This is a genomic window from Streptomyces caeruleatus (genome assembly GCF_001514235.1).
GTDB lineage: Bacteria > Actinomycetota > Actinomycetes > Streptomycetales > Streptomycetaceae > Streptomyces > Streptomyces caeruleatus.
The window spans coordinates 43111-63173 of the sequence record NZ_KQ948950.1 but is presented as its reverse complement, the minus strand read 5'-3'; the positions used below and the strand labels follow the sequence as shown (position 1 = coordinate 63173).

The 20063-nt window shown below is 71.3% G+C and carries 28 protein-coding genes, 1 tRNA gene and 1 pseudogene; 10 read left to right on the top strand and 20 right to left on the bottom strand.

All coding sequences use genetic code 11. The annotated features are described in order from the left end of the window. Positions 1 to 50: 50 nt before the first annotated feature. The 4 genes from AQJ67_RS43280 to AQJ67_RS43265 all read right to left on the bottom strand — a co-directional run bounded on the left by AQJ67_RS43280 (position 51) and on the right by AQJ67_RS43265 (position 4517). Entirely contained in the window at positions 51 to 524 is a 474-nt protein-coding gene (locus AQJ67_RS43280; RefSeq protein ID WP_062725520.1) for a PPOX class F420-dependent oxidoreductase, read from the bottom strand. Positions 525 to 528: 4 nt separating this feature from the next. Further along, the gene (locus tag AQJ67_RS43275) at positions 529 to 1362 is read right to left on the bottom strand and encodes a YceI family protein (RefSeq protein WP_062725518.1); all 834 of its coding nucleotides are present in this window, start codon (positions 1360 to 1362) and stop codon (positions 529 to 531) included. A 160-nt stretch (positions 1363 to 1522) separates the two neighbouring features. Next, a complete protein-coding gene (locus AQJ67_RS43270; protein ID WP_062725541.1) occupies positions 1523 to 3964 on the bottom strand; it encodes an MFS transporter in 2442 nt (813 codons plus the stop codon). An 88-nt stretch (positions 3965 to 4052) separates the two neighbouring features. Next, entirely contained in the window at positions 4053 to 4517 is a 465-nt protein-coding gene (locus tag AQJ67_RS43265) for a MarR family winged helix-turn-helix transcriptional regulator (RefSeq protein WP_062725516.1), read from the bottom strand. Between the two features lie 205 nt (positions 4518 to 4722). Here AQJ67_RS43265 and AQJ67_RS43260 point away from each other — a divergent pair, with 205 nt between their 5' ends. Then, positions 4723 to 4923 carry a hypothetical protein gene (locus AQJ67_RS43260; RefSeq protein WP_062725514.1) on the top strand — a complete coding sequence of 67 codons (201 nt, stop codon included), beginning with the start codon at positions 4723 to 4725 and terminating at the stop codon, positions 4921 to 4923. Between the two features lie 12 nt (positions 4924 to 4935). On the opposite strand, the gene AQJ67_RS50555 is transcribed toward AQJ67_RS43260, so the two are convergent. Further along, complete coding sequence (locus tag AQJ67_RS50555; protein ID WP_062725512.1) at positions 4936 to 5226, bottom strand: hypothetical protein; 291 nt, start codon at positions 5224 to 5226, stop codon at positions 4936 to 4938. Here AQJ67_RS50555 and AQJ67_RS50550 point away from each other — a divergent pair. Together AQJ67_RS50550 and AQJ67_RS50545 are read left to right on the top strand one after the other, a co-directional pair. Next, positions 5201 to 5386 carry a hypothetical protein gene (locus tag AQJ67_RS50550; protein WP_062725510.1) on the top strand — a complete coding sequence of 62 codons (186 nt, stop codon included), beginning with the start codon at positions 5201 to 5203 and terminating at the stop codon, positions 5384 to 5386. The genes AQJ67_RS50555 and AQJ67_RS50550 overlap by 26 nt on opposite strands. A gap of 54 nt (positions 5387 to 5440) precedes the next feature. Continuing rightward, a complete protein-coding gene (locus tag AQJ67_RS50545) occupies positions 5441 to 5719 on the top strand; it encodes a hypothetical protein (RefSeq protein ID WP_062725508.1) in 279 nt (92 codons plus the stop codon). A gap of 36 nt (positions 5720 to 5755) precedes the next feature. Here the strand turns inward: AQJ67_RS50545 and AQJ67_RS43240 are convergent, their stop codons facing one another. The 8 genes from AQJ67_RS43240 to AQJ67_RS43205 form a co-directional block, all read right to left on the bottom strand. After that, positions 5756 to 6643: an RNA polymerase sigma factor SigF gene (locus AQJ67_RS43240; RefSeq protein WP_062725507.1), complete on the bottom strand. Its 888-nt coding sequence runs from the start codon at positions 6641 to 6643 to the stop codon at positions 5756 to 5758. 267 nt (positions 6644 to 6910) lie between these two features. Next, on the bottom strand, positions 6911 to 7774 hold the full coding sequence (locus AQJ67_RS43235) for an RNA polymerase sigma factor SigF (protein WP_208615148.1): 864 nt from the start codon (positions 7772 to 7774) through the stop codon (positions 6911 to 6913). A 164-nt stretch (positions 7775 to 7938) separates the two neighbouring features. Continuing rightward, complete coding sequence (locus AQJ67_RS43230; RefSeq protein WP_062725503.1) at positions 7939 to 8232, bottom strand: Dabb family protein; 294 nt, start codon at positions 8230 to 8232, stop codon at positions 7939 to 7941. Between the two features lie 11 nt (positions 8233 to 8243). Further along, the gene (locus tag AQJ67_RS43225) at positions 8244 to 8423 is read right to left on the bottom strand and encodes a hypothetical protein (RefSeq protein ID WP_062725501.1); all 180 of its coding nucleotides are present in this window, start codon (positions 8421 to 8423) and stop codon (positions 8244 to 8246) included. 84 nt (positions 8424 to 8507) lie between these two features. Continuing rightward, positions 8508 to 8592 (bottom strand) — tRNA-Ser (locus tag AQJ67_RS43220). An 84-nt stretch (positions 8593 to 8676) separates the two neighbouring features. Beyond that, positions 8677 to 9108: a tRNA adenosine(34) deaminase TadA gene (gene tadA / locus AQJ67_RS43215; RefSeq protein WP_244190799.1), complete on the bottom strand. Its 432-nt coding sequence runs from the start codon at positions 9106 to 9108 to the stop codon at positions 8677 to 8679. Between the two features lie 65 nt (positions 9109 to 9173). Continuing rightward, positions 9174 to 9704, bottom strand: coding sequence for a tRNA adenosine deaminase-associated protein (locus AQJ67_RS43210; protein WP_062725497.1), 531 nt, complete (start codon positions 9702 to 9704; stop codon positions 9174 to 9176). Between the two features lie 315 nt (positions 9705 to 10019). Further along, on the bottom strand, positions 10020 to 10205 hold the full coding sequence (locus AQJ67_RS43205) for a hypothetical protein (protein WP_062725495.1): 186 nt from the start codon (positions 10203 to 10205) through the stop codon (positions 10020 to 10022). Between the two features lie 159 nt (positions 10206 to 10364). Between AQJ67_RS43205 and upp the strand changes: the two genes are divergently transcribed. Next, positions 10365 to 11000, top strand: a complete 636-nt coding sequence (upp, locus tag AQJ67_RS43200) for a uracil phosphoribosyltransferase (protein WP_062725539.1) — start codon at positions 10365 to 10367, stop codon at positions 10998 to 11000. A gap of 67 nt (positions 11001 to 11067) precedes the next feature. On the opposite strand, the gene AQJ67_RS43195 is transcribed toward upp, so the two are convergent. Together AQJ67_RS43195 and AQJ67_RS43190 are read right to left on the bottom strand one after the other, a co-directional pair. Beyond that, positions 11068 to 11688 carry a LytR C-terminal domain-containing protein gene (locus tag AQJ67_RS43195; RefSeq protein WP_062725494.1) on the bottom strand — a complete coding sequence of 207 codons (621 nt, stop codon included), beginning with the start codon at positions 11686 to 11688 and terminating at the stop codon, positions 11068 to 11070. Positions 11689 to 11837: 149 nt separating this feature from the next. Next, positions 11838 to 12134 (bottom strand): type II toxin-antitoxin system VapB family antitoxin, encoded by a 297-nt coding sequence (locus AQJ67_RS43190; RefSeq protein WP_003999914.1) that lies wholly within the window; start codon positions 12132 to 12134, stop codon positions 11838 to 11840. A 347-nt stretch (positions 12135 to 12481) separates the two neighbouring features. Between AQJ67_RS43190 and AQJ67_RS50930 the strand changes: the two are divergent. Together AQJ67_RS50930 and AQJ67_RS50535 are read left to right on the top strand one after the other, a co-directional pair. Then, a pseudogene (locus AQJ67_RS50930) lies at positions 12482 to 12568 on the top strand (hypothetical protein); the annotation flags it as partial. 105 nt (positions 12569 to 12673) lie between these two features. Next, entirely contained in the window at positions 12674 to 12808 is a 135-nt protein-coding gene (locus AQJ67_RS50535; protein ID WP_341846202.1) for a hypothetical protein, read from the top strand. A 33-nt stretch (positions 12809 to 12841) separates the two neighbouring features. On the opposite strand, the gene AQJ67_RS50335 is transcribed toward AQJ67_RS50535, so the two are convergent. From AQJ67_RS50335 to AQJ67_RS43165, 5 genes are all read right to left on the bottom strand, one after another. Continuing rightward, positions 12842 to 12967 carry a hypothetical protein gene (locus tag AQJ67_RS50335; protein WP_279616928.1) on the bottom strand — a complete coding sequence of 42 codons (126 nt, stop codon included), beginning with the start codon at positions 12965 to 12967 and terminating at the stop codon, positions 12842 to 12844. A gap of 65 nt (positions 12968 to 13032) precedes the next feature. Then, positions 13033 to 13383 (bottom strand): hypothetical protein, encoded by a 351-nt coding sequence (locus tag AQJ67_RS43180; RefSeq protein WP_063807425.1) that lies wholly within the window; start codon positions 13381 to 13383, stop codon positions 13033 to 13035. A gap of 86 nt (positions 13384 to 13469) precedes the next feature. Beyond that, the gene (locus tag AQJ67_RS43175; RefSeq protein WP_062725489.1) at positions 13470 to 14150 is read right to left on the bottom strand and encodes an HdeD family acid-resistance protein; all 681 of its coding nucleotides are present in this window, start codon (positions 14148 to 14150) and stop codon (positions 13470 to 13472) included. Between the two features lie 79 nt (positions 14151 to 14229). Beyond that, positions 14230 to 14823 (bottom strand): HhH-GPD-type base excision DNA repair protein, encoded by a 594-nt coding sequence (locus AQJ67_RS43170; RefSeq protein WP_062725487.1) that lies wholly within the window; start codon positions 14821 to 14823, stop codon positions 14230 to 14232. A gap of 177 nt (positions 14824 to 15000) precedes the next feature. After that, entirely contained in the window at positions 15001 to 15723 is a 723-nt protein-coding gene (locus AQJ67_RS43165) for a siderophore-interacting protein (protein ID WP_062725485.1), read from the bottom strand. 84 nt (positions 15724 to 15807) lie between these two features. Here AQJ67_RS43165 and AQJ67_RS43160 point away from each other — a divergent pair, with 84 nt between their 5' ends. From AQJ67_RS43160 to AQJ67_RS43145, 4 genes are read left to right on the top strand one after another with little or no spacing between them, the layout of a single operon-like run. Beyond that, positions 15808 to 18177 carry a penicillin acylase family protein gene (locus AQJ67_RS43160; RefSeq protein ID WP_062725483.1) on the top strand — a complete coding sequence of 790 codons (2370 nt, stop codon included), beginning with the start codon at positions 15808 to 15810 and terminating at the stop codon, positions 18175 to 18177. Further along, positions 18170 to 18778: a GNAT family N-acetyltransferase gene (locus tag AQJ67_RS43155; protein ID WP_062725482.1), complete on the top strand. Its 609-nt coding sequence runs from the start codon at positions 18170 to 18172 to the stop codon at positions 18776 to 18778. The genes AQJ67_RS43160 and AQJ67_RS43155 overlap by 8 nt, the downstream gene beginning before the upstream one ends. A gap of 9 nt (positions 18779 to 18787) precedes the next feature. Next, positions 18788 to 19261, top strand: coding sequence for a cupin domain-containing protein (locus AQJ67_RS43150; RefSeq protein ID WP_062725480.1), 474 nt, complete (start codon positions 18788 to 18790; stop codon positions 19259 to 19261). Further along, the gene (locus AQJ67_RS43145; protein ID WP_062725479.1) at positions 19258 to 20049 is read left to right on the top strand and encodes an SDR family NAD(P)-dependent oxidoreductase; all 792 of its coding nucleotides are present in this window, start codon (positions 19258 to 19260) and stop codon (positions 20047 to 20049) included. Before AQJ67_RS43150 ends, AQJ67_RS43145 begins: the two co-directional genes overlap by 4 nt. Positions 20050 to 20063 lie beyond the last annotated feature (14 nt).

Sequence of the window (20063 nt, the reverse complement as noted above, 5' to 3'; positions counted from 1 at the left end):
CCAGCCACATCGAACCCGCAGTCGCCAGATGGCCCGCACCTCCCGAGTTCTTAGGCGCCGTCCGAAACCAGCCGCGCTGGAAACCCACCCGTCGCCACCGGCCCCCACGACTCCGGCGTAACCCGAATGATCGACTTCCCCTGCTTCACCATCGCCTCCCGGTACTCGTCCCAGTCCGGATGCTCCCCGGAGATGTTCCGGAAGTACTCCACGAGCGGCTCCACGGACTCCGGCGAGTCGATCACCTCCGCGGAACCGTCGATCTGCACCCACGGCCCGTTCCAGTCGTCGCTGAGGACCAGGACACTCACCCGGGGATCCCGCTTGGCGTTGCGCGTCTTGGCCCGCTCGGGATACGTGGAGACCACGATCCGCCCCGAGTCGTCGACCCCGCAGGTCAACGGCGAGGCCTGCGGGCTGCCGTCGGCCCGCCGGGTCAGCAGCAGGGCGCGATGACGGGGCCGTACGAAGTCCAGCAACTCTTCGAGCGATACGCGGGTGTTCGTAGCGATGTTCGGTGCCATGAACTCAGCCTAGGGGCAGCGACTCCCCCTGCACGGCCTGGATGTCCAGCTCCACCTTCAAGGTCGTCCCGATGGCCGCGATGCCGGCCTGGACGACCTGGTTGTAGTTCATGGCGAAGTCGTCCCGATGCAGCTCCGTCGTCGCCCGGAACGCCGCCCGGGTCCCGCCCCAGGGGTCCGCGCCCGTGCCGAGGTAGGCCAGGTCCAGGTCCACGGGCCGTACGACGCCGTGCATGCCGAGCTCGCCGTGGACCGTCCAGCGGTCGGAGCCCGTGGCCGCCGTGACCCCGGTCGACCGATACGTGATCTCGGGATACCGCTCCACGTCCAGGAAGTCCGGCGACTTCAGATGCCCGTCCCGCATGTCGTTGCCCGTATCGATCGAGTCGGCCCGGATCACGGCCTCCACGCGGGACTTGGTGACGTCGTCCGGCGCGATCTCGATGGCGCCGGCGAAGTGCGTGAACCGGCCCCGCACGCTGGAGATGCCCAGGTGCTGGGCGACGGCGGCCACACCGGAGTGCGCCGGGTCGATGGTCCACGGCCCGGGCGGCGGCAGCTCCGTGCCGCCCTGCCGGGCCAGCGTCACCGTGCCCACCTCGGCCCGTCCGCTCGCCGTGACGATGGCGCTCGCGGCGGCGGGCGCGTAGCCGACGGCGGTGACGATGACGGTGTACGCCCCCGGGGCCAGCGGGTTCGCGTCCCGTACGGCCCCCTCCGCGTCCGCCTCCGCCCGCAGCACCTGCGTTCCGGTCATGTCGGTCACGGTGACGACCGCGTGCGACACGGCCCATCCGTCCCGGGTGCGGATCCTCGCGGTCAGTCCCGTCAGTCCCATCCCGTCCAACTCCCTGCAAAAACTTACAAATTGGCCAAAAAGAATCCGGCCCGTGGCGCGGCGCACCTCCGCTCAGAGCGCGCCAACCGCCACGGGCCGGGGGGTGGCCCGGTCGTCAATCTCCCGCCTGCCGCGCGGCGCCTGGCACGACCGGGCCACGCTACTCGCCCGGGTGGGCGAGCGTGATGTCGTGGTCGTCCGCGCCGCGGCCGGTCACCGTCAGCGCGGTCGCCACCGGCGGGTAGCCCGTCGCGATGACCGTGTACTCGCCGCCGTCCAGGTCGGTGAAGGCGTACGCCCCGTCCGGACCGGTAGTCGCGGTACCGACGACGTTGCCCGCCGCGTCGACCAGGGTGACCCGCGCGTCGGCCAGCGGACCGTGCGGCGCCCGTACGACGCCCTGGACCTGGGCACCTGCCTCCAGGTCGACCTCGATCCGGGTGACGCCGGTGCCGCCGATCTCGACGGGCAGGGCGCGCGGCCGGTATCCGGCGGCGTTCACCGCGACGGTCACGGCACCCGGCACCAGCTCGGCGAAGCTGAACTCGCCCTGCTCACCGGTGGCGGCCGTGGCCAGCAGGTCGCCGCGGACGTCGGTGACGATCACCATCGCGTCCTTGACGGCCAGCGCGCTCCCCGCGGCCCGGACCACACCGCTCAGCCCACTGGTGCCGCTGAGCAGGATGTCGTACGCCACCGGCTCGTCGCCGTTCACGACGATCGTGGAGGCCTGCGGCTGGAAGCCGTCGGCGGAGGCGATCAGGACGTAGGAGCCCGCGCCGGGCGCGTCCACGGCGTAGGCACCGTCGGCCTGCGCCACCGAGCGGCCCAGCTGCCGTCCGGCCAGCGAGATCAGCGTGACGGCGGCCTGCGGCACGGGCGCGCTCTCGGCGCCCCGGACGAAACCACGGACGGGCACCCCGCCGGCCGAACCGGCGGTCTCCTCGGGCCGGGCCACCGTGGCCACGGCGGCGAGCTTCTGGGTGCCCTCAGTCGAGACCTCGGTGTCGGAGGCGGCGGTGGCCCAGCTCGGGACCCGCTCCTGCGCGGCGGCCGGCGCGGCCGTCTGGGCGGGCTCCGGCGTCGCGGGCTCGCTGCCCTCGGCGGCCTGGGCCAGGGCGCCCTTCGTCTTCAACGGGACCTCCTTGATGAACAGGGCGAACAGGAGGGCGAGGAAGGCGATCGGCGCGGCGTACAGGAAGACGTCCGCGACGCCGTGGCCGTACGCGCCCTCGATGACCGTGCGAACGGGGGAGGGCAGCTTGTCGAGGTCGGGGATCTCCCCGTGGCCCGACGAGCCCTGCACGCCCAGCTTGGTCAGGCCCTCCTCGGCGTAGTGGGTGATGCGGTGGCTGAGGACCGCGCCGAGCGCCGAGACGCCCATGGCGCCGCCGAGGGAGCGGAAGAAGGTCACCACCGAGCTGGCGACGCCCAGGTCGCTCGGGTCCACCTGGTTCTGCGTGGCGAGGACCAGGTTCTGCATCATCATGCCGACGCCGAGACCCAGCAGGGCCATGAAGATCGCGACGTGCCAGTACTCGGTGTCGTAGCGGATCGTGCCCAGCAGCCCGAGGCCCGCCGTCACCAGGACACCGCCGGCCAGCAGCCAGGCCTTCCAGCGGCCGGTACGGGTGATGACCTGGCCGGAGACGGTCGACGAGACGAACAGGCCGACGATCATCGGGATCGTCAGGACGCCGGACATGGTCGGCGACTCGTTGCGGGCCAGCTGGAAGTACTGGCTGAAGAAGATCGTGCCCGCGAACATCGCGATGCCGACGAAGAGGGAGGCCAGCGAGGCGAGGGTGATGGTGCGGTTGCGGAAGAGCCGCAGCGGGATGATCGGCTCGCTCGCCTTGGACTCGACGAGGACGAAGATCAGCAGCAGTGCCAGCGCGCCGCCCGTCATCGCGTACGTCTGCCAGGACAGCCAGTCGTACTTGTCACCGGCGAAGGTCACCCAGACCAGCAGCAGACAGACCGCGGCGGTGATGAAGAAGGCGCCGGCCCAGTCGACCTTGACCTTCCGGCGGACGACCGGGAGGTGCAGGGTGCGCTGCAGCACGATCAGCGCGACGACGGCGAAGGGCACGCCGACGTAGAAGCACCAGCGCCAGCCGAGCCAGTCGGTGTCGGTGATGACGCCACCGATCAGCGGGCCGCCGACCATCGCGGTGGCGAAGGTGGCGCCGAGGTAGCCGTTGTACCGGCCGCGCTCACGCGGGGAGATCATCGCGGCCAGGATGATCTGGGCCAGCGCGGACAGACCGCCCATGCCGATGCCCTGCAGCGCGCGGAACCCGATGAGCATCCCGGCGTTCTGCGACAGACCGGCCAGCGCGGAGCCGGCCACGAAGATCACGAGGGCCAGCTGTATGAGCAGCTTCTTGGAGAAGAGGTCGGCGAGCTTGCCCCACAGCGGGGTGGACGCGGTCATCGCCAGCAGCGAGGCGGTGACCACCCAGGTGTAGGCGCTCTGGCCGCCGCCCAGGTCCTTGATGATGTCGGGCAGGGCGTTGGAGACGATCGTCGACGACAGGATCGCGACGAACATGCCGAGCAGCAGCCCGGTCAGCGCTTCCATGATCTGCCGGTGCGACATCGGAGCGCCGTCGGCGTGGGCGCCCGACGAATGCTTGGCGTGGGCCCGCACACCGGCTGGTGTGGTCGTTGCCATGGGCTTCCTTCTCTTACTGGGTGATCGCGGGTGTCGCGGGTGTACGGGGGGACTGTTCGTCGAAGCACGACCTGAGCCGCGCCATGAGCCGGGTGAGCTGGGCCACCTCGTCGTCGGTCCAGTCGCTCAGGCGCCGGGCGAGCATCTCGGTGGTGCACCGGGACAGCCGGTCCACCTGTGCCTCGCCCGCGGGCGTGAGACGCAGGATGCGCGAGCGCTTGTCCGCCGGGTCGGGGGACCGCTCGATCCAGCCCCGCTCGACCACGTGCGTCACATGGCGGCTGGTGACCGACATGTCCACGGCCAGCAGCTCGGCGAGCTTGCTCATGCGCATGTGCCCGTGGCGGCTCAGCAAGGTCAGTACGGCGGCGGAACCAGCGGGGCAGTCGGACGGCAGCGTCCGTCCCATCTCCCGCTTCACGGCACCGAAGGCGCTGAACTGACGGACCAGCTCCTCGTACTGCGCCTGCTCGGCCATCACACCTCCGTAGTTTGTTGCTTAGGGCAACCATAGAAGCTGTTGGTTGCTACAGGCAAACAAAAGAGGAGGCTGAGCCGCAAAAACTTGGCAAAGGCAAGTATTGCGACCGTAAATGTGCAGGTGGGGTGGGTCCTGTGACCCCCTGTGCAGGGCGGGAGCCCCCACTTGGGCCGAACGGGCTAATTCGCTAGGGTCTCAGGCCATGGCTAACACCCAGGGCCCCCAGGGCAACCACGACCCCGCAGGCAACACCCAGATGTTCCGCGCGTTCGTCGACGAGGGCCCCCAGGGCGGTCGTCAGCAGCAGGCCGCCGCCTCCTCCGGTCCCCGCATCGGCGTGATCCTCGGCGTCGTCCTCGCCGTGGCGGTCGTCGCCGCGGTGGCGTGGCTGGCGTTCAAGTAGGCCGTACGGCCGCTACTCCCACCGGACGGTGACGTCCCGCGTCTCGACGTGCATGCCCAGCGGCACACGCCAGGCGTCGAGGCACACCGTCCACGTCTGTTTCTTGCGCTTCCCGGCCCCGATCGGCGCCGGGAGCTTCTCCGTGGACTCGACCGTCGCCCAGTCGATGCCTAGCGCGCCGATGACGTGCGTGCCGAAGGTGACGGTGCCGGAACGGACGGCGGTGCCGCCCGAGTTGCGGAAGCCGAGGGTGACCTTCTCGCACCAGCGCTGGTCCGTGGGCTCCCGTACGGGGGCGCTCACGGTCAGCTTCGCCGGCGAGGCGGTTGCCGGGGGAGCCGCCGAGTCCGAGTCCGAGGGCGTCGAGGAGGCCGAGGGCTCGGGTGAGCTTCCCGGCCGTGGGGCCGCGCCGCTTGCGGTGGCCGTGGAAACGGGGCCGCTCGAAGGCCGGGCCGGGCTCTGACCTGCTCCGGGTGAAGCCGGGGACGCCGGCTCCTGACTCCCCTGCCGTCCCGGCATGTTGCTCGCACCGCCGCCGCTCTCCGGCCCGTCCAACGGCACCAACGGCACCAACGGCACCAACGTGACCTCGCCCGTCGGCGCCCCGGCCGTGGCGGAGACCCTCGGCGGACCGCCCGCCGCCCCCGTCGCGACGTACCCGTCACCGCTCCCGCCGCCACCGCACGCGGCCAGCACCCCGCCCAGGCAGACGACGGCCGTCGACGCGCCGATCAGGGCGCACCGACGGCCGGGTGTCGTGGTCGTCCATATCCGGCGAAGCATCGGGCCATGGTGACTGACGCTCCGTCAAATATGAAGGGAGCGGAAGGGGTCAGTCGGAGATCAGGCCCTCGCGCAGCTGCGCCAGGGTCCGGGTCAGCAGCCGGGAGACGTGCATCTGGGAGATGCCGACCTCCTCGCCGATCTGCGACTGGGTCATGTTGGCGAAGAAGCGCAGCATGATGATCCGCCGCTCGCGGGGCGGCAGCTTGGCCAGCAGCGGCTTGAGGGACTCGCGGTACTCGACGCCCTCCAGCGCGGTGTCCTCGTAGCCGAGCCGGTCGGCCAGGGAGCCCTCGCCGCCGTCGTCCTCCGGGGCCGGGGAGTCCAGCGAGGAGGCGGTGTACGCGTTGCCGACCGCGAGGCCGTCGACCACGTCCTCCTCGGACACGCCCAGCACGGCGGCGAGTTCGGTCACCGTCGGGGAGCGGTCCAGCTTCTGGGAGAGCTCGTCGCTGGCCTTGGTGAGCGCCAGGCGCAGCTCCTGGAGCCGGCGCGGGACGCGCACCGACCAGGAGGTGTCGCGGAAGAACCGCTTGATCTCGCCGACCACCGTCGGCATCGCGAACGTCGGGAACTCCACGCCCCGTTCGCAGTCGAAGCGGTCGATCGCCTTGATCAGGCCGATGGTGCCGACCTGGACGATGTCCTCCATCGGCTCGTTGCGCGAGCGGAAGCGGGCCGCCGCGTAGCGCACGAGCGGGAGGTTGAGCTCGATCAGGGTGTCCCGGACGTAAGCGCGCTCGGGGCTGTTCTCGTCCAGTGCGGCGAGCCGCAGGAACAGGGAGCGGGACAGGGTGCGGGTGTTGATCGAATCCGACGTCGGAAGGGCCGGGGCCGGCACGGCCTCCAGAGCCGTGACGTCGTCGAGAACGGCGTCGGGCGCGGACTCGCTCTTTGTGAGCGTGAGCACCTTCGAGCTGCCCTGGTCTGCGGACATGCCACCCCCTTTGGGTCGCGGGACGGTATGGCGAACGCTCCGATCGAGGAACGCCAGCCTTCACCTGAATACCGGAGCCGAAGCCACGGCAAACGCGCTTCCCGAAGAATGTCACATGTCGGCAACACGCTGTAGTGACATGTCGACATGTGAGACTTGAATCGGCCCTGGATAAAGGGGGTCTGACGGTCTTTCGGCCCAGAACTGTCGGGATCCGCCCTGGTGAGCGATTCGCTCGGGACGGTGACCGCTCGCTCCTGTTTCCGGTTAGGCGTCGATCCGGTTCGCCGAACGCAGCCGCTGGAAGCTACGCGCGAGTAGCCTCGAAACGTGCATCTGGGATACCCCGAGTTCCGCACTGATTTGCGACTGGGTGAGGTTGCTGTAGTAGCGCAGAAGCAGGATTCTCTGCTCGCGTTCGGGAAGTTGCACCAGTAGATGCCGGACCAGGTCGCGGTGCTCCACGCCGTCCAGCGCGGGATCCTCGTAGCCGAGCCGGTCCAGCAGTCCGGGCAGCCCGTCGCCCTCCTGCGCGGCCTCCAGTGAGGTCGCGTGGTACGAGCGGCCGGCCTCGATGCAGGACAGCACCTCGTCCTCGGTGATGCGCAGCCGCTCGGCGATCTCGGCGGTGGTGGGGGTGCGTCCGAAGGCGGTGGTCAGGTCCTCGGTCGCGCTGTTGACCTGGACCCACAGCTCGTGCAGCCGGCGCGGTACGTGGACCGTGCGGACGTTGTCGCGGAAGTACCGCTTGATCTCGCCGACGACAGTCGGCATGGCGAACGTCGGGAACTGCACGCCCCGGTCCGGGTCGAAACGGTCGATGGCGTTGATGAGCCCGATGGTGCCGACCTGGATCACGTCCTCCATGGGCTCGTTGCGGGAGCGGAAGCGGGCGGCCGCGTAGCGCACAAGCGGCAGGTTGGCCTCGATGAGCGCCCCGCGCACGCGGTTGTGCTCCGGTGTGCCCGGCTTCAACTCCTTGAGCTCCCCGAAGAGCACCTGGGTGAGCGCCCGGGTGTCGGCGCCGCGGCTGCGGGGCGGCGGGGACGCGGGAGTGTCCTCCTGGGGTGAGTGGGTCGGGGCTTGAGGCGCAGTACTGGCCGGCACGGTCAACTCCACCTCGTGATCCATCAACTCATCCGTCAAAAGCGGTCATAGCATCACAAGACAGTTCATTGTGTTCAAGTACCGCATAATCCCGTGTTGGGAATGGATCGGTGCGTAAGACACGCGAAAGCCCCCCGTCGTTACGGCGGAGGGCTCTGGGGGTTCCGGGTGGACCGGGGTGCCGCGCCTCAGAATTCGTAGTCGGCGATCACCCAGGTGGCGAACTCCCGCCACAGCGTGACGCCCGCCTGGTGCTCGGGGTGCTCCACGTACGCGCGCAGGGCGGCCGTGTCCTCGAAGGCGGAGTTGATCGCGAAGTCGTAGGCGATGGGGCGGTCGCTGATGTTCCAGCCGAGCTCCCAGTGCCTCAGCTCGGGGATCTTGCCCTCCAGCGACCGGAAGGCCTCGACGCCCTCCACGACCCGCGGGTCGTCGCGCTCGACGCCCTCGTTGAGCTTGAAGAGGACCAGGTGGCGGATCATGTGCGTACTCCCTAGCTGCCGCCTCCGTTGGCGACCCACGTCATGAAGTCACCGATGGCCTTGGCGGCGTCCGATATGCCCTGGAACCCTATCTGTACGTAGTCGGCGGCCCCTTCCGGGTCCGTGATGATCACGTAGAACACGAAGACCACGACGACGTAGACGGCGACCTTCTTCGAATTCACCGCCACGGCGGCCTCCCCTGTCTCTTTTGCCCCATCGACCGCACATGATCGCACGAAGGGCCCCGTCTTTCGACGGGGCCCTTCTGAGAGCGGTAGCGGAGGGATTTGAACCCTCGGTGACTTGCGCCACACTCGCTTTCGAGGCGAGCTCCTTCGGCCGCTCGGACACGCTACCGAGGGAGACCTTACAGCACGCCGGGCCGTGCTCTGAAATCGGTATTCGCCGGGCTCGTATCGCCCTCCGCGGAGGGCCCGCGGGTCACCGGTCCCGGAAGAACTCGGTGAGAATCCGGGCGCAGTCAGCGGCGAGCACGCCCTCGATCACCTCGGGCCGGTGGTTGAGCCGCCGGTCGCGCACGACGTCCCAGAGGGAGCCCGCCGCGCCGGCCTTCTCGTCCCGGGCGCCGTACACGACCCGGTCCACCCGGGACTGCACGAGCGCGCCGGCACACATGGTGCAGGGCTCCAGCGTGACGACGAGCGTGCAGCCGGCCAGCCGCCACTCGCCCACCTCTGCGGCGGCCCGCCGGATCGCCAGCACCTCGGCGTGCGCGGTCGGATCGCCGGTCGCCTCACGCTCGTTGTGGCCGACGCCGAGCACGGTCGTGCCGTCGGCGGACAGCACGACGGCGCCGACGGGAACGTCCCCGCCCCGGACGGCCAGTTCGGCCTGGTCCAGGGCGAGCCGCATCGCGGCCCGCCAGCGGTCGCGTACGGGGTCGGGCACGTCGGGCGCCGACCCCCGGTCGGACGAGGTCAGCGGACGGTCTCCAGCACCTCCGAGGCGCCCAGCGCCTCGGCGATGGCACCGAGCGCGTCCTCGGCGTCCAGGGCCTTCAGCTCCTTCTCGCCGACGCCGAGGTCGTCGAGGATCTCGGTATCGCCGACGGGGCTGTGCGGAACGGCTTCGGCGGAGCCGCCGTCCTCGTCGTCCTCGGAGTCGCCGTCGGGCTCCTCCGTGCCGTCGAGGTCCAGGGAGTCCAGGTCGGCGCTGTCGTCGCCGGGCTCCCTTCCGAGCAGCTCGTCGGTGAGCAGGATCTCCCCGTAGCTGCTGCGGGCAGCGGCGGCGGCGTCCGAGACGTAGATACGAGGGTCGTCCTCGCCGTCGATCCGGACGACGCCGAACCAGGCGTCCTCCTGCTCGATGAGCACAAGCACCGTGTCGTCCTCGGGTGAGGCTTCACGGGCCAGCTCGGCCAGGTCCGACAGGGTCTCCACATCGTCGAGCTCTGTGTCGCTCGCTTCCCACCCGTCTTCGGTGCGCGCGAGCAGTGCGGCGAAGTACACCGTGACTCTCCCACTGGTCATAGGCGTGCCGGTTGGGGGTCCCCCCGGCGGAGGTTGGGGGCGGGGAGAGCTGTGCTCCGAGCCCACCCACTCGGAATCGTGGCAGAAACAAGGCGTTCAGGGGACGTCTTCGGCTCCCTGTGTCCGGCAGTTTTGATCGCGTTGGCCCGAGGGGGTCCGCGAGCACGTCCGTGAAGGACTCACCAGCACACTCGTTGCCGCCACGTGCGGATCGTACGCGGCTTTTCCCGCTGTCCACGCACGACCACCGCTCCAACGCCCCCGACGGACGCGGATCTTCCCCGGGACCTCGCCCTACCAGCGGAACGTTCGCATGCGCAGGGCGTGGCGCAGACGGGCCGCCTTGGCGCGGCGCGGCTGGACGCGGTCCCGCAGGGCGCGGGCCTCGGCGAGTTCCCGCAGGAACTGGGCGCGGCGCCGACGGCGCGCTGCGTCCGCCTCCCCCTGCGCGGTGTCCGCTGGGGACTCACGATCAGGCATGGGCTCACCACTCCCGGACTGCCCCGGACTACCCCTGGTTCGTCCCTCCCACTTTCCCTCTGATGGGCGGTTTGATGCCAGCGTGAGGGTGAAGTGTTGGCCCGGGGCTTGCCGCGCGTGAGGACGCTGGGCCCACCGGGCCCGGTTACTGTTGTGGACATGCGTCTCCACGTCGTCGACCACCCCCTGGTCGCCCACAAGCTCACCACGCTGCGCGACCAGCGCACCGACTCCGCGACCTTCCGTCGGCTGGCCGACGAGCTGGTCACCCTGCTCGCCTACGAGGCCACGCGGGACGTGCGCACCGAAGCGGTCGACATCACGACCCCGGTCACCGAGACCACCGGCGTCAAGCTCTCCCACCCGCGCCCGCTGGTGGTGCCGATCCTGCGGGCCGGCCTCGGCATGCTGGACGGCATGGTCCGGCTGCTGCCGACCGCCGAGGTGGGCTTCCTGGGCATGATCCGCAACGAGGAGACGCTCCAGGCCTCCACGTACGCCTCGCGGATGCCCGAGGACCTCTCCGGGCGCCAGGTGTACGTCCTCGACCCGATGCTCGCCACGGGCGGCACGCTGGTCGCGGCGATCCAGGAGCTCATCAAGCGCGGCGCGGACGATGTGACGGCCGTGGTGCTTCTCGCCGCGCCCGAGGGTGTCGAGCTGATGGAGCGGGAGCTGGCGGGGACGCCGGTGACGGTGGTGACGGCCGCGGTGGACGACCATCTGAACGAGCACGGGTACATCGTCCCGGGCCTGGGCGACGCCGGGGACCGCCTCTACGGGGCCGCTGAGTAGGGCGGGCTCGTTCGCCTGTGCGCCGTAGCGGGACGGTCGTGTGGCGGCTGTCCCCTTGAGGGGCGCTTCAGCAGGCTTTCTTGTCAGTGGGCGTCGGTTTCGGCTCGGCCAGGGCGGCCAGGGTCTTGTCGGCGTCCGCCCTCTTCGTCAGCTCCTTGAAGCCGTTGCCGATGATCAGGTCGACGGCTTCGCCCTCGCGGGCGGGGTCGGTGCGGCGTTCGGCGGTGCTGAGCTGGGTGGCGAGGACGGGCAGCGAGGTGTTCAGGGACGCGGCCGGGCCCAGCAGGAGGCCGGTGCCCTTGACCTTCTTGTCGAACTCCTTGGCCGCGTTGCCCACGTCACCGATCTTGAAGCCGCGCTTCTTCAGCTCGTCCGCGGTCTGCTTGGCGAGGCCGCTGCGGGTCGTGGCGTTGAAGACGTTGACGGTGACCTTGCCCGGCTTGGGCAGTGCGGCCGGGGCGGTGGGCGTGGCGGACGGGGTCGCGCCGGTCCGGCAGTCGGCCTTCGGGCCTGCCGCCGAGGCCTCTCCACCGCCGCCCGTGAAGACGTCGATGAGCTGCAGTGTGCCCCAGCCGATCAATCCGACCGCGGCGGCCGAGGCGACGGTGGCGACGACGAGCCTGCCGCGGCGCCGGGGACGGCGCATCCGCGGGTACTTGTCCCCCTTGATCCGGTACTGGCCGCCCATGCCCGGGGGAGTCAGCATGCTCATGGGCGCAGCGTAGTGCGCGCGAGCGGCAATGCCTACTAGATGATCATTCGAGGCCGCGCGGTCCAACCCGAAAGGGGCAACTGGCTACGTCCTTACGCCCCGGCCGCGTCGGACCGGGCGCGGGGTCAGTCCAGTTCGAGGACGCGCGCGTGCAGTACCTGGCGCTGCTGGAGCGCCGCTCGCACCGCGCGGTGGAGGCCGTCCTCCAGGTAGAGGTCGCCCTGCCACTTCACGACGTGCGCGAAGAGGTCGCCGTAGAACGTCGAGTCCTCGGCCAGCAGTGTTTCCAGATCGAGCTGACCCTTGGTCGTCACGAGCTGATCGAGGCGGACCGGGCGCGGCGCGACGTCCGCCCACTGCCGGGTGCTTTCCCGGCCGTGGTCGGGGTACGGCCGGCCGTTTCCGATGCGCTTGAAGATCACACGGAAAGCCTACCGGTCAAGACCTTCCGGGCGCAGCCATGACGACGGAGTGCGGTGCTGGAAAAGAGGTGGCAAACGGGGAGGAATCGGCAAAGCCGGAGGAAGTGGTGGGGGGAACGGAGGGTTACGCCCCCGCCGCCCCTACCCGTCCCATCCTTCTGGGGCTCCGCCCCAGACCCCGCTCCTCAAACGCCGGAGGGGCTGAATTTGCTCTTTCAGCCCGTCCGGCGTTTGAGGACGAGGCCCGTAGGGCCGACAGCAGGGGTCTGGGGGCGCCAGCCCCCAGGGATGGGACGGGTAGGGGCGGCGGGGGTTAGGGCCTGTCCTGCAGGACCGGGCCGAAGCTGGTGATCGTGACCCGAGGTCGGGGACGCCGACAGGCCGAAGCGTCGAAGGCTTTCCTTGACTCGATCGCGCAGACCGTGCGGCTGATTCGCTCGAAAGGGGGCGGCGTCTTCTTCGTGACGCAGACGCCGGTCAGTTGGGCAACCGCGTCCAGCACGCGCAGGTCCGCGTCGTACCGGCGGTATGCACAGGCTGTGGACGGAGAGTCGGCGGACGAGAGGCTGGAGGCGTCGCGCGGGGCCAAGGGGCCGGACGGGATGCGCGAGGCGTCCGTCGTGGAACAGGTCGTCGGGAGCGGCATGTTCGGTACGGCGCGGCGGAGGCGGTGACCCGGAGAAGACCCGCCTCCGCCGCGCCCGCATTCAGCCGCGCTCCCGGTCCTTCGGGGGATGCTGCGGTTTGTCCTTCTTCGACTGCGGCTTCGGAGTGTTGCGTACGGCTTCCGCGCGCAGGAGGGCGCGCAGGACCGCGTAGTGGTCGGTGGGCATGACGGTGCTCCTGCTCCTTGTGTCGTACCGCTCGTACTGACTGGCCTCGTGACGGGGCGGGGCGGTCAGCAGCGCAGGACCACGGTGCGCAGGAGGTGCGGGAGGCGGGGGAGGTGGGAGGCGTACGACGGCCGTGGCGGGGCGGTGCGTGCCGGTCGAGGCAGCGGGCCGGGACCGCGTCGCCCCGGGCGGGACGCGTCGCGCCGGTCGGGGCGGGCCGGTGGCCGCAGGACCGTGTCGAGGACGTCGTGCTCGGCGAGTTCACCGGAGGAACCCATGGCGCCGGCCACGGTGGGCAGGGCGGCGGCGTGGGCCTGGGCGTGGGCGCCCGGTACCAGGAGGGCGAGCAGCAGCACGAGGACCCGCAGCCAGGCGCGGCTGAGCGAGGGGCGTCGTGCGGTACTCGCGGTACTCACGGAAGGTCATCTCCCCGGTGGCCGTACGAGGTTCATCCCGTTCGGGGGGAGAACCGCCCGCTCGGCGTACCGGTTCGCGGCGCGTATCACAGCTCTCGCGGGACCTGGCGGGCCCGCCCCCGGATCCGCAGCGCCAGAACGATCTCGACGACACCGACCGCGACCAGCCAGCAGCCGCCGAGCACCATCAGCACGGTGACCGACTCGATCGGGGAGTCGATCAGCACGATTCCGCCGAGGACGGTGACGATCCCCAGGAGCATCTGCCAGCCGCGCGCCGGCATGGACTTGTCGGAGGCGGCGGCCAGCAGCTGGGAGATGCCACGGATGAGCCAGCCGATGCCGATCCACAGGGCGAGCAGCAGGACCGACTGCATCGGGCGGCGGAAGCAGAACAGCCCGAGGACGACCGACAGGGTGCCGCTGATGAACGCCAGCACCCGTAGCGAGGTCGTCCGGTGTGTGCCGAAGGCCGCGACCAGCTGGAAGACGCCGCTGATCAGGAGGTAGAGGCCGAAGAGGACCCCGGAGACGAAGAGCGGGGCACCCGGCCAGACCAGGACCAGGACGCCCAGGACCAGCGAGCAGACGCCGGTGCCGAGGACGACCTGCCAGGCGGCGCGGGAGAGGGCGTGCAGGGGGCCTTCGAGCGGTGGCTCGGGCTCATGGGCGGCCGTGCCGGTTCCCGGCCCGGGCGTGTGCCCGGCATGGACGTGCCGGTCGTCGTAGTCCCGACCCCACGGGGAGCCGGTCGGTGACTCGCTCATGATCCATGCTGAGAACGACCCGGCCCACCTCGCCATCGGGGACGGGCCACTCGAATGACAGCACGGAGCGGGCCCCCCTCTACTTCCCCGCGCTCTTCGCCGCCTTCGCGGCCGCCTTCATCTCCTGCTTGTGCGCCCGGACCTTGGCCAGCGACTCGGGGCCGGTGATGTCGGCGACGGAGCGGAAGGACTTCGTCTCGCCGTAGGCGCCGGCTGCCTCCTGCCAGCCCTGGGGGCGGACGCCGAGCTGCTTGCCCAGCAGGGCGAGGAAGATCTGGGCCTTCTGCTTGCCGAAGCCGGGCAGGTCCTCCAGGCGGCGCAGCAGTTCGCGGCCGTCGTCGACGCCCTTCCAGACGAGGTCGGCGTCACCGTCGTAGTGCTCGACGAGGTACTGGCACAGCTGCTGGATCCGCTTGGCCATGGACCCGGGGTAGCGGTGTACGGCGGGCTTCTCCGAGAGCAGGGAGGAGAAGGCGTCCGGGTCCTGCGCGGCGATGTCGTGCGCGTCCAGGTCGTCCGCGCCGAGGCGGTCCGCGATCGTGCGCGGCCCCTTGAACGCCCACTCCATCGGCACCTGCTGGTCCAGCAGCATGCCGACCAGCGCGGCGAGCGGGCTGCGGCCGAGGAGCGCGTCGGCCTCGGGGTCCTGGGCGAGGTGAAGGGTGACGTCCATGCCCCGATCATGCCTCCTGGGCCCCTGCCCCGCAGCCGTGGGCGCTGCTGGCGAATCCGACGGGGACAGGTCGGCTGCGCGCGGAGTGCGACAGATTTCCGGAAACCGTCGCACTTCGCGCCCACCACCCCACGAGCCCGCGGCCTTCGGCGGGCCGGGCGCCGGGGCCCCGGCCCGTCAGGCGCGCCAGTACCCCAGCGAGTTCACCCGCTGCTTCGGCAGGCCCAGCTCCTTGCGGACGTACGACGTCAGGGCCCGGGTCGTCGCCGTGTCGCAGGCGATCCAGACGTACGGGTCGGAGGTGCCCTTGAGGAGGTCGGGCAGGGCCTCCTTTACCTCGGCGACCAGGTGGGCGCCGGCGTCGCGCCTCGGCAGGGTTCGTATGTCGTGGCGGGAGGGGGTGGTGCGGAAGGGGAGACCGTCGTGCTCGCCGCCCTCGAACCAGACCGTGGCCGGGGACGGGTCCAGGGCGGTGAGGAGGGAGTTGAGTGCGGGGAGGGAGGCCGGGTCGGCGACGGCGAAGACGTGGGAGGGGGCGGGGTCGGGCTGTTCGAAGCCCGTGCCGTGGATGGTCGCCTCGATCGTGTCGCCGGGCTTGGCCGTGCGCGCCCAGTCGCTGGCGCACCCCTCGTGCAGGGCGAACTCCAGGCTGAAGGTGCCGGCCGCCGGGTCCGGGTCGACCAGGGTGTAGGCGCGCTGGTGGGGCTTGCCCGCGTTGTCGAACCACAGGCGCACCCACATGGTTGGGTGGACGCCGGTCGCGGCCAGCATGCCGCCGTCCGCGAGGTGGACCCGGCGGTAGTGCTCGGTGACGTCCTCGGCTCCCGTCACCGTGAACACGAAGTCCTTCGCGCGCAGCAGCTTCAGGACCGCGCCCTCCCAGCCGTGCCCCTGCCCCATGGCTTGTTCACCCTTCACGTACCATTCCTGCACCAATGACTTAGGCAAGGCTAACCTAAAGCAAAAAGCAAAGGAGGGGCACAGGTGACCGGCGAGATCTTCCGCGATGCCTGGGGCATTCCGCATCTCCGCGCCGACGACGCGAGACGACTCGCTCGCGTCCAGGGCCGCGTCACCGCCCTCGACCGGGCCTGGCAGCTGGAGGTGGAGCGGCACCGGTCCCAGGGCACCTCCGCGTCCTTCCTCGGCGCCGCGGCCCTGCCCTGGGACCGGTTCGTCAGACGGGCCCGCCTCGACGACACGGCGAGACGCTGCTTCGCCGAGTTGGAGCGGCGGGACCCGGAGACGGCGGAGTGGGTACGGGCGTACGTCGGCGGGGTCAACGAGGCGCTGGCCGAGGGGGCGGGGCGTACGCCGGAGTTCGCCCGCACCGGACTCGAGCCGGGCCGCTGGGAGCCCTGGACCCCGCTCGGCGTCTGGCTCGGCATCCACATCCTGTTCGCCGGCTTCCCGGCCAAGCTCTGGCGCGAGCAGGTCGTACGGCATCTGGGCGCCGACGCGGTCGCGCTGTTCGCCACCGACGGGCCCGGTACCTCCGGCAGCAACGGCTGGCTGGTGAGCGGCGAACGGACCGTCACCGGACGCCCGATCATCGCCGGCGACCCTCACCGCTTCATCGAGGAACCCGGCGTCTACCAGCAGATCCACCTCTCCTGCCCCGAGTTCGACGTCATCGGCCTCGCCGTCCCCGGCATCCCCGGCATCGCCCACTTCGGCCACACCGGCACGGTCGCCTGGGCCATCACCAACGCCATGGCCGACTACCAGGACCTGTACCGGGAGCGGTTGCGGCGTACGGGGGCCGGGGTGGAGGCCCTGGGTCCGGACGGGGTGTGGCGGCGCGCCGTGCGGCACACCGAGGTCGTGGAGGTGGCGGGGGAGGAGCCGGTCGAGGTCGAGGTGATCGAGACGGAGCGGGGGCCGGTGGTGATCGGGGGGCCGGAGGGGCTTCCCGATCTGCAGGAAGGTTGCTCCGAAGGGGGCGATGGGGTCGAAGGGGTCGAAGGGGGCGATGGGGCCGAAGGGGGCGATGGGGTCGACGGGGGCGATGGGGTCGACGGGGTCGACGGGGCCACTGGGTTCGACGGGGCCGATGGGTTCGACGGGGCCACTGGGTTCGACGGGGCCGAAGGCTTCGACGGGGAGGGAGCCGAACGGCTCGATGGGGCCGAAGGCTCCGAAGGGCTCCCCGACCCCGACGGGCTCCCCGGCCCCGAAGAGCTCCCCGATCCCCTGGACGACAACGACCCACCCTTCGCCGTCGCCCTCCGCTACCCGCCCCGCGTCACCTCCGACCTCGGCTTCAGCGCCCTCCTCCCCCTCCTCCGCGCCCGCCGCGTCGCCGACGTCGACCGGGCCGTCGACCTCTGGGCCGAGCCCGTCAACGTCGTCCAGGCCGCCGACACCGAGGGCGGCCTGCTGCACCGCGTCGCCGGGACGGTGCCGGTGCGGTCGGAGGCCAACCGGGTCCGGCTCGTTCCGGCCTGGGAGCCCGGTCACGACTGGCAGGGCCGGCACGAGACGCCCCGGGGCGGGCTCGTCGACGGCGTCGCCGCCATGGCCAACCATCGCGGCCTCGCCGCACCCCTGGGCGTCGAGTTCGCCCCACCGCACCGCGTGGACCGCATCACGGCCCTGCTGGGGGAGAGGGAGCGCTGGTCGGCCGCCGACATGCCGGTGATTCACATGGACACCCAACTGGCCTCCGCGGCCCCGCTGCTGGACCTCCTGGCCGCCCTGGACGGCCTCACCCCCGAGGCCGACCGCATCCGGCAGACCCTCCTTGCCTGGGACCGCCGCATGGACGCGAGCAGCGTGCCCGCGGCCGTGTACGCGGCGGTGCGCGGAGCGGTCGTACGGCGACTCGCCGCGCACCCGGCCTTCGCCGCGCTGTCCGTCCCACCCGCCTACCCCGAGGTCCTCCTGCCCTGGCTGGCCCTGCTCCCCCGGATCGGCTTCGCGCTGGAACACCTCCTGCGGGTCGAGGAGTTGTACGGCGTCGACCGCCCCGGGACCGTCCGCGCGGCGGTCGAGGAGGTGGCGGCCCGGTCCACCGGGGCGGGGCACGACACCTGGGGCGACACCCACCGCCTCGCCCCCTGGCGGGCCCTCGCCGACCCCTCGTACGACGCACCCGGCCTCTCCGGCGACCACGACTGCGTGCTGTGCACCTCGGCCGTCCCCGGCCTGACCGACCTCAGCGCGCGTGGCCCCGCCGCCCGCTACGTCTGGGACCTGGCCGACCGCGAGGCGAGCCTCTGGGTGGTCCCGCTCGGCGCCTCCGGCATCCCCGGCTCGCCCCACCACCGCGACCAACTCCCCCTGTGGCTGGAGGGGGACCTGGTCCCGGTCGTCACCGATTTCACGAGGCTGGAGAAGGAATCCGATGTCTGAGCTCTCCGAGTTGTCTGAACTGTCCGAGCCGGTTCACGAGGAACTGATCGAGGGCTTCGGTACGGTCCGGATCCGCCCGCTCGACCCGCACGCCGCCGCCGACGCCGAGGTCGTCCACGGCTGGGTCGGCCAGGAACGGGCGTCCTTCTGGGGCATGAACGGCCTGACCAGGGATCAGGTGGCCGGGATCTACGCCCACATGGACACACTGGACACCCACCACGCCTTCCTCGTCCTGCGGGACGCCACCCCGGTAGCGCTCCTCCAGACGTACGAGCCGGAGGCGGACCGTGTCGGCGAGTGCTACGACGTCCTGCCAGGCGACATCGGCATCCACCTGCTGCTCGCCCCCGCCGGCCCCGAGGGCGGGCGGCCCGGCTGGACCTCGGCGCTGGTGGGCGTCGTGGCGTCGTACGTCTTCCGGACCCTGGGCCGCCGCCGGGTGGTCGTGGACCCGGACGTGCGCAACGGCAAGGCCATGGCGCGCTTCCTCAGGCAGGGCTTCACGGCCGGCCCGGTGGTGGTACTGCCCGAGGTCGACCTGCCGGACGTGTACATCCCGGAGAAGAAGGCCCAACTGGCGTTCCTGAGCCGGGGGTAGCCTTCGGGCGTGACTCCGGAAGAACTCGTCGCGCACTACTCCCTGGAGCCGATCCCGCGCGAGGGCGGGCTGTTCCGGCAGACCTGGGCGGGGCCCGAGCGGTCCGACGGGCGCCCGCAGGGCACGGCGACAGTCGTCCTCCTCACGGCGGACGACTACTCGGCCCTGCACCGCCTGCCGTCCGACGAGGTCTGGCACTTCTACCTGGGCGACCCCCTGGAGATCCTGCTCCTCGCCCCGGACGGCACCTCCCGCACCGCCGTCCTAGGCCCCGACATCCAGCACGGACAGCACATCCAGCTCACCGTCCCGGCCGGGACCTGGATGGGGGCGCGGGTGGCGGCGGGCGGTTCCTGGACCTTCTTCGGCTGCACGATGGCGCCCGGCTTCACCTACGAGAGCTACGAGCACGGCGACCTGGCGGAACTGACGGCGCGCTATCCCGCCGAGGCCGCCCGGATCGCGGGACTGTGCCGTCCATGAGCGGACGCGGACTCCTGGAAGGACAGGTCGCCCTGGTCACGGGCGCGGGCGGCGGCATCGGGCGGGGGATCGCGACGCGGTTCGCCGAGGAGGGCGCTGCGGTCGTGCTGCACTGCCGTACGGCGGTGGAGGCGGCGGACGAAGTGGCGCGGGGCGTTTGGGAGTCGGGCGGGCGGGCCCTCGTCCTGCGGGCCGACCTGACGGACGAGGACGCGTGCCGGCGGCTGGTCGGCGAGGCCGCCGAGTGGGGTGGCGGCCGGCTGACGGCGCTGGTCAACAACGCGGGCGTCCAGCCGACGCGGGAGCTGGCCGGGATGTCGGTGGCGCAGTGGCGGGCGGTCGTGGACACCAACCTGTCGAGTGTCTTCGCGTGTACGCAGGCCGCGGTCGAGGTCATGCGGGAGCAGGGCGGGGGCGGTTCGGTTGGCGGGGGCGGTTCGGTGACCCACATCGCCTCCATCGAGGCGAGCCACCCGGCCCCACTGCACGCCCACTACTCCGCCTCCAAGGCGGCGGTGGTGATGCACGCCCGCGCGGCGGCTCTGGAGTACGGCCCCTTCGGGATCCGCGTGAACACGGTCTCGCCCGGGCTGATTCACCGGGAGGGGCTGGCGGAAGCCTGGCCCGACGGCGTACGCCGCTGGGAACACGCGGCCCCGACCGGGAGGCTGGGGCGCCCGGAGGACGTGGGCGACGCGTGCGTGTTCCTGGCGTCGGGGCTCGCGTCGTGGGTCACGGGGCACGACCTGGTGGTGGACGGCGGGGTGTCGGCGCGGCCGCCGTGGTGACTGTGGGTCGGTCC